This window comes from Microbacterium sp. PAMC22086, from assembly GCF_019443525.1.
GTDB lineage: Bacteria > Actinomycetota > Actinomycetes > Actinomycetales > Microbacteriaceae > Microbacterium > Microbacterium maritypicum.
The window spans coordinates 2,901,867-2,918,387 of record NZ_CP080380.1; the positions used below are offsets into that span (position 1 = coordinate 2,901,867).

Annotated in this window: 16 protein-coding genes and 1 tRNA gene; 14 read left to right on the forward strand and 3 right to left on the reverse strand. The window is 69.4% G+C overall.

Annotated elements, in window-relative coordinates; all coding sequences use genetic code 11:
* Positions 1 to 21 precede the first annotated feature (21 nt).
* From KY497_RS14405 to KY497_RS14445, 9 genes are all read left to right on the forward strand, one after another.
* On the forward strand, positions 22 to 1,647 hold the full coding sequence (locus KY497_RS14405) for a conjugal transfer protein TrbL (RefSeq protein WP_258185722.1): 1,626 nt from the start codon (positions 22 to 24) through the stop codon (positions 1,645 to 1,647).
* 180 nt (positions 1,648 to 1,827) lie between these two features.
* Positions 1,828 to 3,276: an SCO6880 family protein gene (locus KY497_RS14410; protein WP_219869365.1), complete on the forward strand. Its 1,449-nt coding sequence runs from the start codon at positions 1,828 to 1,830 to the stop codon at positions 3,274 to 3,276.
* A 48-nt stretch (positions 3,277 to 3,324) separates the two neighbouring features.
* Entirely contained in the window at positions 3,325 to 4,857 is a 1,533-nt protein-coding gene (locus KY497_RS14415; RefSeq protein ID WP_219869366.1) for an ATP-binding protein, read from the forward strand.
* A 35-nt stretch (positions 4,858 to 4,892) separates the two neighbouring features.
* Positions 4,893 to 5,351 carry a hypothetical protein gene (locus tag KY497_RS14420; RefSeq protein ID WP_219869367.1) on the forward strand — a complete coding sequence of 153 codons (459 nt, stop codon included), beginning with the start codon at positions 4,893 to 4,895 and terminating at the stop codon, positions 5,349 to 5,351.
* 58 nt (positions 5,352 to 5,409) lie between these two features.
* Complete coding sequence (locus KY497_RS14425) at positions 5,410 to 7,170, forward strand: type IV secretory system conjugative DNA transfer family protein (protein WP_219869368.1); 1,761 nt, start codon at positions 5,410 to 5,412, stop codon at positions 7,168 to 7,170.
* Between the two features lie 76 nt (positions 7,171 to 7,246).
* Positions 7,247 to 7,750: a single-stranded DNA-binding protein gene (locus tag KY497_RS14430; RefSeq protein ID WP_219869369.1), complete on the forward strand. Its 504-nt coding sequence runs from the start codon at positions 7,247 to 7,249 to the stop codon at positions 7,748 to 7,750.
* Positions 7,751 to 7,830: 80 nt separating this feature from the next.
* Complete coding sequence (locus KY497_RS14435) at positions 7,831 to 8,442, forward strand: hypothetical protein (protein WP_219869370.1); 612 nt, start codon at positions 7,831 to 7,833, stop codon at positions 8,440 to 8,442.
* Entirely contained in the window at positions 8,439 to 8,651 is a 213-nt protein-coding gene (locus KY497_RS14440) for an AlpA family transcriptional regulator (protein WP_219869371.1), read from the forward strand. The genes KY497_RS14435 and KY497_RS14440 overlap by 4 nt, the downstream gene beginning before the upstream one ends.
* The gene (locus KY497_RS14445) at positions 8,638 to 9,855 is read left to right on the forward strand and encodes a site-specific integrase (protein ID WP_219869372.1); all 1,218 of its coding nucleotides are present in this window, start codon (positions 8,638 to 8,640) and stop codon (positions 9,853 to 9,855) included. The genes KY497_RS14440 and KY497_RS14445 overlap by 14 nt, the downstream gene beginning before the upstream one ends.
* A gap of 177 nt (positions 9,856 to 10,032) precedes the next feature.
* On the opposite strand, the gene KY497_RS14450 is transcribed toward KY497_RS14445, so the two are convergent.
* Positions 10,033 to 10,106 (reverse strand) — tRNA-Pro (locus KY497_RS14450).
* 267 nt (positions 10,107 to 10,373) lie between these two features.
* On the opposite strand from KY497_RS14450, the gene KY497_RS14455 reads away from it, so the two are divergent.
* The 5 genes from KY497_RS14455 to KY497_RS14475 all read left to right on the forward strand — a co-directional run bounded on the left by KY497_RS14455 (position 10,374) and on the right by KY497_RS14475 (position 14,019).
* Positions 10,374 to 10,982, forward strand: a complete 609-nt coding sequence (locus tag KY497_RS14455) for a GNAT family N-acetyltransferase (protein WP_219869373.1) — start codon at positions 10,374 to 10,376, stop codon at positions 10,980 to 10,982.
* 9 nt (positions 10,983 to 10,991) lie between these two features.
* Entirely contained in the window at positions 10,992 to 11,447 is a 456-nt protein-coding gene (locus KY497_RS14460) for a hypothetical protein (RefSeq protein WP_141388092.1), read from the forward strand.
* A gap of 50 nt (positions 11,448 to 11,497) precedes the next feature.
* The gene (locus KY497_RS14465) at positions 11,498 to 12,166 is read left to right on the forward strand and encodes a lysoplasmalogenase family protein (protein WP_141388094.1); all 669 of its coding nucleotides are present in this window, start codon (positions 11,498 to 11,500) and stop codon (positions 12,164 to 12,166) included.
* Positions 12,166 to 12,537, forward strand: a complete 372-nt coding sequence (locus tag KY497_RS14470; protein ID WP_200935119.1) for an RNA-binding S4 domain-containing protein — start codon at positions 12,166 to 12,168, stop codon at positions 12,535 to 12,537. The genes KY497_RS14465 and KY497_RS14470 overlap by 1 nt, the downstream gene beginning before the upstream one ends.
* A gap of 63 nt (positions 12,538 to 12,600) precedes the next feature.
* Positions 12,601 to 14,019, forward strand: a complete 1,419-nt coding sequence (locus KY497_RS14475) for an HNH endonuclease signature motif containing protein (protein ID WP_219869374.1) — start codon at positions 12,601 to 12,603, stop codon at positions 14,017 to 14,019.
* Between the two features lie 30 nt (positions 14,020 to 14,049).
* Here KY497_RS14475 and KY497_RS14480 read toward each other — a convergent pair whose 3' ends face one another.
* Positions 14,050 to 14,955, reverse strand: coding sequence for an NUDIX hydrolase (locus KY497_RS14480; protein WP_219869375.1), 906 nt, complete (start codon positions 14,953 to 14,955; stop codon positions 14,050 to 14,052).
* 61 nt (positions 14,956 to 15,016) lie between these two features.
* Complete coding sequence (der, locus tag KY497_RS14485) at positions 15,017 to 16,489, reverse strand: ribosome biogenesis GTPase Der (protein ID WP_229779055.1); 1,473 nt, start codon at positions 16,487 to 16,489, stop codon at positions 15,017 to 15,019.
* Positions 16,490 to 16,521: the final 32 nt, after the last annotated feature.

Here is a 16,521-nt window from a genome sequence, read left to right on the forward strand (position 1 = left end):
TCATGAGAGGAGGGGAACGGTATGGACGGGATCTGTGACGTCCCCATCATCAGCAACGTCTGCGACGTCGCCGGCGAGACCGCCGCGACGCTGATCAGCGCCCCGTTCGACTGGCTCGCCCAGGCCGTCGGGCAGGCCGCGTCCTGGATGTTCCAGGGCGTGTGGTGGCTGTTCGACACCACCACCCTGGTCGACCTGACCGCACCCGGCTACACCACCGTCTACAACGTGATGTTCGGGATCGCGATCTTCATCATGCTGATCTTCTTCTGCCTGCAGCTGATCACCGGCCTCATCCGCCGCGACCCGTCCGCGCTGTCCCGCGCCGCCCTCGGGCTCGCACGCAGCGTGCTCGGCTCGTTCCTGGTGCTCACCCTCACCACCACGCTGCTGGAAGTCGTCGACCAGCTCACCATCGGAGTCATCCAGGCCACCGGCACCACGTTGGAGGAGATGGGAGCGAAGATCGGGCTCCTCGTCGCCGGGCTCACCGCGATCAACCTGACCGCCCCCGGCGCTGGGGCGATCATCACGATCTTCTTGTCGTTCCTCGCGCTCACCGCCGCGGCGATCGTGTGGTTCAGCCTGCTGATCCGCAAGGCGCTCATCCTCGTCGGGGTCGTGCTCGCCCCGATCGCCCTGTCGGGCGGATCCTGGGACGCCACCCGGGGATGGTTCGGGAAGTGGGCGAGCTTCGTGCTCGCACTGATCTTCTCCAAGCTCGTCATCGCGGTGGTGTTCCTCGTCGCGATCAACCAGACCAACGCGCCGATCGACTTCGACCTCGCCTCGATCGCCGACCCGGTCGCGGGAATCGTGCTGATGTTCGTCGCCGCGTTCGCCCCGTACATGGTGTACAAGTTCATCTCGTTCGTCGGCTTCGACATGTACCACGTTATGTCCGCCGAACAAGAGGCGAAGCAGTCCATGAACCGGCCGCTGCCGATGTCCGGCAAGCCCGACGGACCCGCCCCCAAGCAGGTCCTCGACGGCGCCGGCGACGACGGACCCGGCGGCACCGGGGGTGGTGGCGGGCCTGGTGGACCACCGCCACCGCCGCCCGGAGGCGGCCAGGCGGCCCCCGCCGGGCAGACGGCCGGGGCAGGCGCGAGTGCCGGCGGTGCGGCGGGTGGAAGCAGTGCCGGCGCGGCCGGGGGCGGTGGTGCGGCCGAGGGCGGTGGTGCAGCTGCCGGCGGTGGCGGTGCCGCAGCAGGCGCTGGCGCAGGCGCAGCCGCCGGGCCGATCGGAATCGCCGCGGTGGCCGGCGCGAAGATCGCCAAGGGCGCCGCGGAAGCCGGGCCCAAGCTCGGCGGCGCGATCGGCCGCAGTGCCGAAGGACATGCCTCCGCGGCGCAGGAGGGCCAGAGCGCCCCTCCCACCGGGGCGCAGCAGCGTCAAGACACCCCGCGCCCCGCACCGTCGCAGAGCGGGGCCCCCACCCAGCCGGCCATGCCGCCGGCGAACGACCCGCAGGCTGGGCCGCCTCCGGCGAACGCCACGTCCCAGCGACGCTTCCAGCCCCGGCCGACCTCGCCGTCCCAGCCGCCGCAGTCGCAACCGGCGTCGCAGCCCCCGCAGGCGCCGGCGGAGCCACGCACCTCACCACCACCAGCGGCGCCGCCCCCGACGGATCCGGGCAAGCGGTAACCGACCCCACCGCACACGTCGAGAGGAGGTGAACCGCCCGCCCCGGAAGCGGCGGCGCACCCGGCTCGGTCAGCTGTAGCGACCTGACCCAGCCACGGAGCGTCGCCGCTTCCGCACGTCCAGGGGCGCGATGCGTACCTGGCAGACGACCACCCCGTATGCGTCGTCCGAAGGAGCGTCATGGCCACCACCGACTACGAGCTGAGCCCGGTGAAGTTCTCCCGGCTCACCACCCGCGGCATCATCCTGGGCCTGTCGCTGCCGCAGGTGATCGCCCTCGCCACCGGCGCGGTCATCTTCATCGCCGCGCTGTACTCCGGCGGCCCCGCAGCTCTCTACACCGCCCCGGTGTGGCTGAGCATGGCGGCGCTCGCGGTCGTCGGAGTCGGCGGGCGCAAGCTCATCGAGTGGGTCCCGATCACGGGGCACTGGGTCTGGCGCAAGGCCGCCCGGCAGACCGCGTACCGGCGCCGGATCGTCAAGCCCCGCCCCGCCGGCACTCTCGCGCTGCCGGGCGACGCGGCCGCGCTACGCGAGTACGAGGATCCCGAGTCCGGGGCGGTGATGGTGCACGACCCGCACGCGCAGACCCTGACCGCGATCCTGGAGGTGACCCACTCCGCGTTCGTGCTGATGGACCCCGGTGAGCAGGAGCGGCGCGTGCACGGCTGGGGCCGGGTACTGTCCACCGTGTGCCGCTCCGGGCGGATCGCCCGCGTGCAGGTCCTCGAGCGCTCGGTCCCGGACTCCGGATCCGGCCTATCGCAGTGGTGGACCGAGCACGGCCACGACGACGCGTCGTGGGTCGCGAAGACCTACGCCGAGCTCATCGAACGCGCCGGCCCCGCCGGGGAACGCCACATCACCACCCTGTCCCTCGCATTGGACATGCGCGCAGCCTCGCGGCAGATCCGCTCTGCCGGTGGTGGGATCAAGGGCGCCGCGGAAGTGCTGCGGCAGGAGATGCACACCCTGACCACCGCGCTGCGCGCTGCGGACCTGAAGCCCTCCGACTGGTACACGCCCGGAGATCTCGCGGTGATGCTCCGCACCGCGTACGACCCGCAGATCGCCGCCACCCTCGACCGGGCCGGGGACATCGGCCGCGACCTCGCCACCGCCGGCCCAGTCGCGGTCGAGGAGACCTGGAGCCGGCTGCGGTCGGACTCCGCGCACCACGCGGTGCTGTGGGTATCACAATGGCCCCGCTCCCAGGTCTACCCGGGATTCCTCGCCCCGATCCTGCTCTCCAGCGGCATCCGCCGGGCCGTGACACTGCTGTACGACCCGATCCGCTCGGACCAGGCCGCCCGCGACATCCGCAAGAAGAAGACCGAGTACATCAGCGACCAGAGCCAGCGGCAGCGGATCGGGCAGATCGAGGACGCCTCACAGTCCGCCGAGTACGCCGACGTGCTGCAGCAGGAGGCGGACCTCACCGCCGGGCACGGCGTGCTGCGCTACACCGGGCTGATCGCCATCTCCGCCCCGAGCATCGACGAGCTCGACGCGGCGGTCGCCGCGATCGAGCAGGCCGCGATCCAAGCCTCCTGCGAAACCCGCCTGCTGGTCGGGCAGCAGGCGCAGGCGTTCGTCGCCGCCGCCCTGCCGCTGGGCCGCGGCCTGTGACCCGCACCTGACCACCGGAAATCACAGGCGAAGGGAACGGGGTGCGCGATGGGCGCGGACGACACACGCAGGAAGCTGTACTCGACCGTCCTGGTCGAGACCGGAAAGGGCGACCGGAAGGCAAGGCGGCAGCGGCAGCGCGCCGCCCGTCAGGTCCTCGCGCAGGACCAGGCCACCACACGCGCCGAAGCGAAGGCGCGATACGAGGCGGAGCGGGCCGAGACCCGCGCGACCACATACCTGCCGCGTGGTGGTGAGCCGGGTCCGGCGGCGCTGCGCTCACCGCGACGGTTCCGGGTCCCGGCCCACCAGGACACCTCCGCGGCGTTGCAGGGCGCGTACCCGTTCCTCGCCGAGGGCGGGCTCGGCTCGAACGGGGTGTTCGTCGGCCAGGACCTCTACAGCTCCGGGTCGTTCGTCTACGACCCGTGGGTGCTCTACCAGCGCGGCATCATCACCGCCCCCAACCTGGTGTTGGCCGGGATCGTTGGCAGCGGCAAGTCCAGCCTGGCGAAGTCGCTCTACACACGGTCGATCGCGTTCGGCCGCCGCGTGTACGTTCCCGGCGACCCGAAGGGCGAGCACACCCCGGTCGCCCGCGCCGTGGGCGGGAAGGCGATCATCCTCGGCCACGGGCTCGGCGCCCGCCTGAACCCGCTGGACGAGGGCTACCGCCCGGGAGGGGTCGCCGACGACGAGTGGGCCACTACTGTCGCTGCCCGCCGGCGGGATCTGATCGGCGCACTCGCGGAAACCGTGCTGGAGCGGTCGTTGACGCCGTTGGAGCACACCGCGATCGACGTCGCCCTGCGCGCCACGGTCTCGCAGAGCTCGGTGCCGATCCTGCCGATGGTGGTCGACCGCATCCTCGCCCCCGACCGTACCGAGGACACCGACGGCCGGTTGGCCGAGGACGGGCGACTGGTCGGGCACGCGCTGCGGCGCCTGGTCGCCGGGGATCTGCAGGGCCTGTTCGACGGCCCGTCTACGGTCCGGTTCGACCCTTCGCTGCCGATGCTCTCCCTGGACCTGTCCCGCGTCGTGGAGAACAGCACCCTCATCTCCGTGCTGATGACATGCTCGTCGGCGTGGATGGAATCCGCACTGCTGGACCCAAACGGCGGGCAACGGTGGGTCGTCTACGACGAAGCGTGGCGGCTGATGTCGCACCCGTCACTGCTGCGCCGCATGGACGCCCACTGGCGTCTCGCGCGGCATTACGGCCTCGCGAACCTGCTCATCTTCCACAAGCTCAGCGACCTCGAGAACGTCGGAGACCAGGGATCGGCAATGCGCGCGCTGGCGTCCTCGCTGCTCGCGAACGCGGAGACCAGGATCATCTACCGGCAAGAATCCGATCAGCTCGGCGCCACCGCGCAGGCGCTCGGGCTGACCGGCACGGAGCGGAAACTGCTGCCCGCTCTGGGCACCGGACAGGGGCTCTGGCGCATCAAAGAATCCTCCTACGTCGTGCAACATCAGTTGCACCCTGCTGAGTTGCAGGCCTTCGATACTCGGTCTCGGATGCTCGATCCCACCGCCGGGCGAGGCCTCGGTGACGGCGCGGGAGAGGCTCTGTGATCGGCCGCGGACGACGGGCCGAGACGACCGGGTCGGTGCCGCCAGTGCTGCCGCAGATCATCGCCGAGGTCGTCTCAGCGGAGCACGTCGTGCTCACCGTGAACGGCAAACGGCTGCCCGCGACGCCGACCCGCCGCGATGAGCTCGGGCCGGCGATCGCCGAACTCATCGCCCGGTTCGCCAGCCCGACCCGGGTCGAGGTCCGCGAGCTCGACGGTAGCGTCTACGCCGACATCCTCACCCCCGACCCCGACGGCACGGCACCCGTCGACGAGTCGCCGGAGCGGCCGCGGCCTGAGCTGGTGGAGTTCACCGCGGACGGGTTCGTGCCCGGTGAGGACGTCGCGATCGCGCTCGTGCTCCGCCATACCTCCGCCGCAGGCAACGGCACCGCCCGGGCGCTGCTGGACCGTGCCGAACACGCGACCGTGACCGGGGAGCTGATCCTGCTGGGTCGGATCTCCGGAACCACCACGGTGCGCCGCATCGACTGAACTCCGCACCTGCCACCTGAGCTCGCCGACACGCGGCGAGGTCAGGAAGGACCCGCCCATGCCGTCCGCTCACCCCAGGCCCGCGAACGACGCCTTCTTGAACATCGCACTCGGCGGCCTGGTCGCCGTCGTCGCGTTCGGCGGCGTGCTCGGTCTGGCCGGCAGCATCGCCGCGTTCCTCACCGGCCACCCGCAACCCACCGCAGGCATCACCGACGGCCTCGGCGTGCTCGCGAGGCCCGCCGACCCCGGCACCGCCCTGGGAGCACCAGGACTGAACCCCTTCGCGTACTGGGCGCTCGTGGTCCTGCTGCTGGGAATCCTCGCGACCGCGGGCGTGTTCGTGTGGCGGACGATCAGCCGCGCACGCGCCGCGACGAACCCGCACCACCTTGCCGGCACAGCCAGCGGCGCCGAGGTCGCCCGCGTCGCGTCCCCGAAAGCGCTCGTCAAGCAGGCCGGCACGCTCCGCCCGTCCCTGACCGGCAAGCCCGAGCCGGGCGATGTCGGCTACCTGCTCGGGACGAGCAAGGGCGGTCAGGTGTGGGCAACTGTCGAGGACAGCATCCTCCTGATCGGACCGCCCCGCTCCGGCAAGGGCCTGCACGTCGTCATCAACAGCGTGCTCGACGCGCCCGGCGCCGTGATCACCACTTCCACCCGGCCCGACAACCTCACCGCGACCCTCCGCGCCCGGGAACGCAAGGGGCCGGTCGCGGTGTTCGACCCGCAGCAGCTCGCTCCCGGCCTGTCTGCCGGGATGCGGTGGTCGCCGGTCCGCGGCTGCCAGGACCCGCTCACCGCGATGATCCGCGCCAAGGGGCTCGCGACGGCTACGGGGTTCGGCGGGGTGCAGGACGCCGGGTTCTGGGAAGGCAAGACCACTGCCGCCATCCAGGCGCTGCTGCACGCGGCCGCGCTCGACGGCCGCGACGCGAGAACCCTGTACCAGTGGGCGCTGAACCCGACCCTCGCCGGTGACGCCGTCCGCATCCTGTCCACCCACCCCGGTGCGGCCGACGGGTGGGCGGACTCGCTTGACGCGATGGTGCAAGCCGACCCCCGCACCCGCGACTCGATCTGGCAGGGCGTGTCCCTCGCCCTCGCTGCCCTCGCCGATCCTCGCGTGCTGGACGCCGTGTCTCCGGCGGTCGGTGAGGAGTTCGATCCGGAGTCGTTCCTGCGCGACGGTGGCACGCTGTACTTGCTCGCGACGGGTGCGGGGGCTGGGGCGTCGGCTGCGCTCGTGGCGGCGTTCATCGAGGACCTCGTCGAGGAAGCGCGGAAGATCGCCGCGCGTTCGCCCGGCGCGCGGATGGACCCGCCGCTGTTGCTCGCCTTGGACGAGATCGGGAACCTCTCGCCGTTGCCGTCGCTGCCCACGCTGATGGCAGAAGGCGGCGGCACCGGGATCACGACTCTGCCCGTGCTCCAATCGCTCGCGCAGGCGCGGGAGAAGTGGGGCGAGAACAACGCCAACGCGATCTGGGACGCCTCCATCGTGAAGGTCATCCTCGGCGGTGCATCCAACAGCCGCGACCTGCAGGACCTGTCCACGCTCATCGGCGACCGCGACGAGACCACCGACAGCGTCACCACCGACGGCTACGGCTCGCACTCGACCCAGCGCTCCGTGCGGCGGGTCCCGATCCTTCCGCCAGACGTGCTGCGCACTCTGCCGTTCGGCACCGGCGTCGTCATGCTCCGCACCGCCCGCCCGATCATCACCACGCTGCGTCCCTGGCCGAAGCGGGCCGACGCCGCCCAGCTGCGCGAGGACCGCGCCCACGTCGAACGCCTCCTGCGACCGGGCGCGTGACCGGCAGGTCGCCGGCCGTACCTGACCTGTGACCCGCAGCAGCGGGCGAACCGATCAAGACCCTGAAGGAGGGTTCATGGCCATTCCCACCCGCGAGGCCCTGTCGGGGTTCATCGCCACCGATCCGCAGCTGACCGAGACCAGCAACGGCGGGCACCGCTTCTACGCCCGCGTTGGCATCGAGCAGTTCCAGCGCAACGAGGACGGCTCGTTCACGCAGCTGGAGAGCGAGTTCACCAACCTGGTCATGTTCGATAAGGCCGCCGAGCGCGCGGCGGAGAAGTTCCAGAAGGGCGACAACTTCATCGCCGAGGGCCGCAGCAACGTCCAGGAGTACCAGGGCGAGCAGCGCGAGCAGTTCATTGCCTCCCGCATCGGCCACGACAACAACCGCACCACCTACACCGTCGACCGATCCCGCCAGGAGCGCTCGAGCACGGACCGTGAGGCACCGGAGCGGGCGGTCGGGGAACGAGACCCAGCCGCCGTTGCGCTCGCCCAGCGCGAGCGGGCCCTCCAGGCCGAGACAGCCGCCGCGAGCGGCGCCGTTCCGGCCGATCGCGCAGCGGTCGCCCGATGAGTTGGGTGCCGCCGGCGGCCCCGCAGCCACCCGCCGGCGGCACCCTTCCCGTTTCCGCCCAATGGACGTGAAGGAACGACATGCCCGACGTGACTGACCCGGAGGCTCCGCTTCCAGACGACCCCGGCGACGAGGTGCGCCGGATCGTCGAGCAGCAGTACGCCCAGCACATCAACGACGTCCTCGGCGATGTGCCCCGGCCGATCAACTGGCGAACCCTGCCCCCCGAAGATCTCGAACACGAACTGCTCGAGCTGAACGCGTGGGTCGACTGGCTCCGACACGAGTACGGGCTCCCCGCCCAGATCATCCCGCCGATGTGGCACCGCCACCCCGAGCTGCTCTGGGAGCTGTCCGCGCTGCGGCAACACTGGCTGTTCAGCTACGACCCGCAAGCCAAGGGGAATCAGGCCCTCGCCTGGCACCACGATTTCGGCCTTGCCCGCGAACGGCTCCGAGACTGGGTCACCATCTCCGGCACCCGGCTCGACCGCGACCGACCCACCCGCATCACCCCGTGGCCCGGCGGTGAAGCCGAGCACTGGGCGGAGCCCGACACCACCGAGCGGTCCGTGACCGCCCGGACCGAGGACTTCCTCGCCTTCGTAGAGGAGCAGATCCGCGCCCGCCAGCAGGAGCAGGACGCGACGATCCAGGAGATCGTGAACACGGACTGGAGCGACCGGCCATGAGCGAGACGATCACTGAGACGCCACTGGTGTCGCCGCTGCTGGACAGCCGGGAAGTCGCCGCCTACCTGAAGGTCTCTGAGGCGACGTTGTCGCGGTGGCGCACCGACAAGAAGGGGCCGCCGTTCCTGCGGATGGGCGGGATCACCCGGTACCGCCTCGACGCTGTCGAGGCGTGGCTCGCGTCACTCTCCGCTGATGAGCACAGCTGAAAGCGCCCCGGCCGTCCCTCCCTTCGGGGTGAAGGTCACCACCGACCTCGAACACCGTCCATCCGGCATCCGGGCACGAGCACGCTGGATCGACCCACAAACCAGACGGCGCGTCGTGCGCGCACTCGTCGTACCCGACGAGGAAGCCGCCGAGGCGTTCTTCAACGATCTGCTGAAATCGTCTGAGATCGGCATCGACCGGCGCATCACCTTCGGCGACTACTTGGCGACCATCGGAGAGCGGTGGACGCGCGGCCTGGACCCGACCTCGACCGCCGATGGCTACAAACTCGGTCTACGTCTGCGCGTGCTCCCCGCGCTCGGGCACGTGCCGCTGTCGCAAATCACGGCTGGGATGATCGACCGCACCATCGACGACTGGGAGAAGGTGCATTCCGCCTCAACGATCAAGAACAGCATCGCGCCGCTCGTACGCGTACTCGACGAGGCCGTACGCGACGACGTCCTCACCAGCAACCCCGCCCGCAACAGATCCCGGCGCAGCCTCGGCAAATCCGCTCTCATCATCCCCGTCGAACAGACCTCGCCACGCGCTCACGCCCTGCCGGATCTGGCCACGCTGAACCGGCTCGCCGAAGCGTGCGGGCAGGTGCACCAGAGCTACTCGGACTTCGTCATGCTCAGCGCGCTCCTCGCCGCCCGGGGCTCCGAGGTCGCAGGGCTCCGCGTGGGTGACGTCAACTCCGAGACGAACATCGTGACCATCGAACGGCAGACCTATCCCGGCTCCGGCGGCCTCGTCACCAAGCAGACCAAAGGACGGGCAGCGCGTCCGGTTCCGATCCTGAACGCGCTCAAGCCGGTGCTGGACCGTTTGACGGCGGATCGTGAGCCCGACGAGCGGTTGCTGCGCGGTCCCCGCGGCGGCGTCCTGACCACAGCGAGCGTGCGCGACGCGACCAAGTGGGACGACCTCGTCACCGGGCTCGGACTGCCCTCACTGACTCGGCACGGGCTCCGCCACACCGGCGCGACCTGGATGGCCGACGCGGGCATCCCACTGCACGTGCTGCAACGCATCCTCGGCCACAAATCCATCGAGACCACCCGCGGCTACCTGCACCCCGACACCCGCCATCTCGTGTCCGCCGCCGAGCAGGCCAACGCATTCCTCGACGCCCAAGAACAGCGGCAGGCGCCCTCCCGGACCTCCGGCGAGACGCGGCCCTCACCGCACCGCTGATCTCTGTCACGAGCGTCGAACGGGGCGCCGGTGTCCCGGCTGTGTCCCGGCGCTTGGCAACCACCCACTCCTCGACATCGTGACGCAACGGGACCCAGTCCACGAAGGTCCCCATAAACCCTCGGACGCGAACAACGAAGCCCAGGTGAGAAACACGCTCTCACCTGGGCTTTTCTGTCGGGATGACAGGATTTGAACCTGCGACCCCCTGACCCCCAGTCAGGTGCGCTACCAAGCTGCGCCACATCCCGTTGTTCACTTTTCAGGCTGAAACAGCCGCTACCGCACTTGACCCCCAGTCAAGTGCGCTACCAAGCTGCGCCACATCCCGTTGTTTAGTTTTCTGGTTGCCACGCCTCACTAACTCACCTGACCCCCAGTCAAGTGCGCTACCAAGCTGCGCCACAGCCCGTTGTTCTGCACTCTCGCGCAGGCAACTCCCCTATCTTAGCCGCATCCTCGGCCCCTCCGCGAACCGAGGCGTTGCGAGTGTCGGATGCCCGGCGTAGCGTCGCGGCATGGCGACGATCACGACCGAGGTGGCGACGACCGCGCGGTGGGATGACGTGCAGCATGCGCTCACCGGCGGCGGCGATGGGGCCAGTTGCCAGTGCCTGTGGCCGGTGCTGAGCAACAAGGACTGGAACGCCACCTCAGCTCCGCAGCGCGCCGAGCTGTTCCGTGCCGAGATCGAGGAGGGCCCGCCCCCGGGGATCATCGCCTACGTCGATGGTGAAGCCGCTGGCTGGATCCGGATCGGTTCGCGTATCCGCCACGCACGGATTCCACGTACCCGCACCATCGCGGCCGCGAGCACCGAACCGTTCGACGACGACTCCGTGTGGGCTGTGACGTGCTTCGTGGTGCGCCGAGAGCACCGCGGCACCGGACTCACTCTCGAACTCCTGCATGCCGCCGTGGAGTACGCACGCGAATCCGACGCCCGCATCATCGAGGGATACCCCGTCGACACGAAGGGAGAGAAGCAGCGCCCCAATGACCTGTTCCACGGCACGCTCGGTACGTTCCTCTCCGCCGGCCTCGCCCTGAAGACAGAGATGAAGCCAGGTCGCGCTCTCGTGGTCCTCGACCTCGCCGCGGGATCGTCACCGTCGAGAAGCCGCTAGCGTGAAGGCATGAGCGACGAGACTTCGACCATCGACGATCCAGAGCTCGGCACGTTCGCGCGCGCCCGTTCGGAGCTCACGGACGGCACGGTCCTGACGCATGACTGGTTCGTCGGCACGATCTCCATCGAGGGCACCGAGCTCGAACTCATGCTCGAGGGCACGACGACCGACGGGGTCGCCCCGCTCCTCCCCCGACTGCGCGACACGGTGAAGCGACTGCACGTCATGAGGCGGATCGCGACCGATGCGGTCGTCACGAACTTCAGCACGAGCGCCCCCGAAGCCCACGAGCTCGACGACGCCGCATCCGACCTCACCATCGAAGCGATCGAGGCCGCCGCAGACGGCACGGTCGTCCTGCACCTCATCGACGGCTGCGGCGAGCACTTCCCCGAGGGATACTGGCCCGCCGTGCATCTCGGCGTGGACGACAGCGTCGTTCAGGTCACCGTCGAATCGTGACCAGCGCGGCCCCCGAGAGCCCGTCACGGGCGTCATCCTACGATGAGGGGATGCAGCGTCGCGCCCCGTCCCTCTCACTCACGTGGGCCTTCTTGCCGTTCGTCGTGATCTCGATCGTCCACGTCGTCCTGCTGGCCACGGACAACTCGTTCGCCGCACCCACCAAGCTGCTCCTGATGCCGATGCTCGCCATTCCGGTGCTGGTCGTGGCGCGACATCTCACTCCGCGCATCACGGTGTTCCTGTTGCTCGCGGCATTGCTGTTCTCCTGGCTCGGCGACGGCGCAGGGGCATTCTTCCCCGCCGGTCCCGAGCTGCCCCTGATGCTGCTGTTCTTCGGCATCGCGCACGTGGCATACATTCTTCTGTTCATCCGACACCTGTCGACGCGTCGGATGCCCTGGTGGGCTCTCGTGTACGCCGCCTGGTGGGTCGCGATGATCGCTCTCCTCGGTCCGCACACCGGCGGCCTGCTCGTGGCGGTCGCCCTCTACGGACTCATCCTCGGCGCCACCGCAGCCTTCTCGGCGCGCTGCCATCCCCTCGTCGCGGTCGGCGGGGCCTTCTTCCTCGCGAGCGACACGATCCTCGCCTTCCGCCTTTTCCTCCCCGATTCCCTGCCGTCGTGGAGCAGCCCCGCGGTGATGCTCACCTACGTGATCGGCCAGGGCCTGATCATCGCGGGCGCACTCGTATCCCTGCGGAGGACGAGTTCCTGATGGATGCCGCACGTGTGGACAGCTGGCTCTGGGCGATCCGTGTCTACAAGACGCGCTCGGCCGCGACGACAGCATGCCGCGCAGGGCATGTAAGGGTGAACGGCGACAAGGTGAAGGCGGCGCAGCAGATTCGTGTGGGCGACGAGTTGCGCATCCGCATCGCGGGATTCGATCGGATCCTCATCGTTCGTCAGCTCTTGGTCAAGCGCGTCGGAGCGCCGGTAGCGGCGCTCGCCTACGAAGACCGCACGCCCGAGCGCGAGCCTCAAGCCGCCCTGGGCCTTCGTGATCGTGGGGCCGGGCGTCCGACGAAGCGAGAGCGTCGCGACATCGACAAGCTTCGTGGACGCAACGACGACCGCCTGACCTGATATCTCGGTATTCATGCCCCCTCCCACTTTCTTTAATTCGAAACTATGTTCTAAACTGGAGGTATGGCGAACACGACCGATCTCGACCTCGAACTCGAGGAGCGACGTCGCGTCCTGGATGCCTGGGTCGCGACGAGGCGTCGGATCGCCGCGCTCGAGGCGGAAGCCGCAGAGCTGCTGACCGAGCAGATCGCCCTGCACGATGCCGAAGTAACCGTGAGCCCCTTCCATCGAGAGGCGATCTACCGTTCCATGATCGCGGAGTTCTCCGCCGCCGGCCACGTGTCGAAAGGCTCGGTGGAGTTCGCCTTCGCCGATGCCCAGGCGCTGCGCACCTTTCTCCCCGCCGTCCGCGCCGCTTTCTCGAAGGGCGCCGTGAGCGCCGGGCACGTGCGCGAGATCGCCAGGGCGAGCGCGATCGTCGCCGAAGCCGTCCGCAACAACAAGGTCGATTCGGCGGTCATGAGCCTGTTCGAGACGGCGGTGTTGGTGGTCGCCGAACAAGACACGGCAGCGCGCACGAAGGCTCATGCGCGCCAGGTCGCAGCCGCGCTCGTCGGCGAGACCGTCGTGCAGAGGCACCGACGTGCTGCGGAAGAGCGCTGCGTCACGGTGAAGTCCCTCGACGACGGGCTGGCCCTGCTCACGGCGGTGCTCCCCGAGTGGATCGCCACCGCGATCTCCGACAGGCTGAACCGTATGACGCGCGAGGTCGTGCGCGCTCGAAGCGACCGCGATCTCGTGCCGCTGCCCTGGTGGTTCGAGGAAGTCGATGGCATCAGCCCCGAAGATCTCTCGCTCGACGACCCCGCGTTCGACCTGCTCGACGACGGGGTGATCCCGAGCACCGGCGGCGACACGTTCGCCACCGACCCCGAGGTCGAGCACTTCCCCACCGACACGCGAACGTGGGCGCAGACGGAAGCCGACCTCTTCACGGATCTCCTCCTGACCGCAGACCCCAGCGTCGCGCACGGCGACGGCCTCGACGGCATCCAGGCCCGTATCCAGGTCACCGTCGCGGCGACAACGCTCGCCGGCGCCGACGACAAGATTGCGGAACTCGACGGACACGGCCCACTTCACCCCGACATCGCCCGCGATCTCGCGGGTCGGAACACCGGCTGGAGCCGCCTGTTCCTCGACTCGACCGGCATGGTGGTCGAGACCGACACCTACACACCGACCGAGGGGATGCGACGGTTCCTCCGTGCGCGCGACCAGCATTGCCGGTTCCCCGGGTGTCGCATGCCGGTGCACCGCTGCGAGATCGACCACAATCACGATCACGCGAAGGGCGGGAAGACCAGAATCGACAACCTCGGTCACTTCTGCCGTGGCCACCACACGCTCAAGCATCCACACATGCCCGACCCGCATCGTTGGACCGCCCAGCAGGAGAAAGACGGCAGCGTCACGTGGCACAGCCCCCTGGGTCGCGACTACGTCGACCCGCCACCCCGACGCGTGATGTTCGTCTGAATCATGATGTCCGCAGAGCGGGAGACGAAGTCAGCCGTGCGCCGCGAGAGTTTCGAGAAGCCATCCTGCGGATCGGACCTGACCGGCACCGGCGCGCTCCACTCGTTCGCGGAGTTCCCGGTCGCTGGTCACTGCGACTACCGTCTCCGCACCGGCGACGCGGCGCTCGACCTCGGCGACGATCGCGTCGTCGCCCGCGGCCTCCGCCCGGATGATGGCGACTGCGCTCGCATCGTCATCGATTCCTCGGGCCTGCCCTTCGACCACCATCGACACCTCGGGGAACCACTCGTCACCCCCGAGTTCCAGGTCGTCCGCAGAGACCGACAGTCCATCCAGCCGAGCCCTCAGACGAGCCGCCGCCCCTGCGCGATCCTTCCACCAGCCGTCCGGAACAGATCCGACGACGTTCGCGGCATCCACCACGACAGCCGGACGCACGGTGAGCAGCGCGCGCAGCGCCGGCCACGACGCTCCGAAGCCGGGGTGCAACGGTCGAGAATCGACCTGATCGACCGGCACCCATTCCAGGGCGACGCTCTCCGGGTCGCTGATCACCGGCTCGAAAGGAACCCGCACATCGGCGACGACGGTCGTGTACGCCCAGATCCCCAGGTCGAGAACGCTCGTGAACCGGGCTCGCACCGCCCCGTCCGGGACGCCTGCCTCTTCCTGAGCTTCGCGGATGGCTCCGGCGATCGCGCTCTCCCCCTCGTGCAGCGCGCCTCCCGGCAGCCCCCAGGTGCCCCCGAAGTGGCTCCACGAGACGCGATGCTGCAGCAGGATCCCCCGGGCAGGGTCGTAGGCGAGAAGACCGGCAGCGCCGAAGCGGCCCCAGTACTTCTCCCCCGACTCCGCGATCACCCAGGCATCGCCGGGATTCCGCGGCCCCTCAGGGCGACGCGGTTCACCGGAGGCAGGAGATACGACAGTCACCCCCTCAGCCTTTCACAGCATCGGGGTCACGGCACCACGGCGCGACACGCGCCGGAACAGATCAGCGCTGACGCTTCTCGCGCACCCGCATGTTGATCACGATCGGCGTGCCCTCGAACGAATAGAGCTCACGCAGACGCCGCTGGATGAATCGGCGGTATCCCGGGTCGAGGAACCCTGTCGTGAACAGCACGAACGTCGGCGGACGCGTCGACGCCTGGGTACCGAACAGGATGCGCGGCTGCTTTCCACCACGCAGCGGGTGCGGGTGCTCGGCCACGAGTTCCGCCAGGAAGGCGTTGAACTTGCCCGTGGGGATACGACGATCCCAGTTCTCCAGCGCCGTCTCCAGCGCCGGCACGAGCTTGTCGAGGTGACGACCGGTCTTCGCCGAGATGTTCACGCGCGGGGCCCAGGCGACGTGCGCCAGGTCCTGCTCGATCTCACGCTCGAGGTAGCGACGGCGGTCGGCGTTCTCGAGGTCGTCGTCGTTCAGACGATCCCACTTGTTGAACGCGAGCACGAGCGCGCGGCCCGACTCGAGCACGAGGTCGATGATGCGCACATCCTGCTCGCTGATCGTCTCGGAGACGTCGAGCACGACGACCGCGACCTCGGCCTTCTCCAGCGCGGCAGAAGTGCGCAGTGAGGCGTAGAAGTCCGCGCCCTGGGCCATGTGCACGCGGCGGCGGATGCCGGCGGTGTCGACCAGTCGCCACATCTTCCCGCCGAGCTCCACGACCTCATCCACCGGGTCGCGGGTGGTGCCGGCCAGGTCGTTCACGACCACGCGCTCCTCGCCGGCTGCCTTGTTCAGCAGCGACGACTTGCCGACGTTCGGGCGTCCGAGGATCGCCACTCGACGCGGGCCGCCGATCTCCTGCTTCGCGACGGCCGAGACCTCGGGAAGCTTCTTCAGCACGGCGTCCAGCAGGTCGGCGACGCCACGTCCGTGGATGGCGGACACGGGGTGGGGCTCACCGAGGCCCAGGCTCCACAGGGCCGCGGTCTCCGGCTCCTGGCGGGCATCGTCGATCTTGTTGGCGACGAGGAACACCGGCTTGCCGCTCTTGCGCAGCAGCTTCACGACGTGCTCGTCTGTCGACGTCGCACCCACCATCGCGTCGACCACGAACAGCACCATGTCGGCGAGGTCGATCGCGACCTCGGCCTGCATCGCGACCGACCGGTCGATGCCGCGGGCGTCAGGCTCCCATCCGCCGGTGTCGACGAGCGAGAAGCGACGATCGGCCCACTCGGCCTTGTACGTCACGCGGTCGCGGGTCACGCCCGGGGTGTCCTCGACGACGGCCTCGCGGCGGCCGAGGATGCGGTTCACGAGCGCGGACTTGCCCACGTTCGGTCGTCCGACGATCGCCACCACGGGCAGCGCCGGGCTGTAATGGATGCCGTCCTCGCCGAGCGTGATGCCCGCGAGGAGTTCCGCATCCTCGTCGTCCAGCTCGTAGTCGGAGAGTCCGGCGCGCAGTGTCTCCGCGCGCTGCTCGGCGAGATGCTCGTCGAGCTGGTCCATCTTCTCGGCGAGCTGGTCGGGGCCGCCTTCGT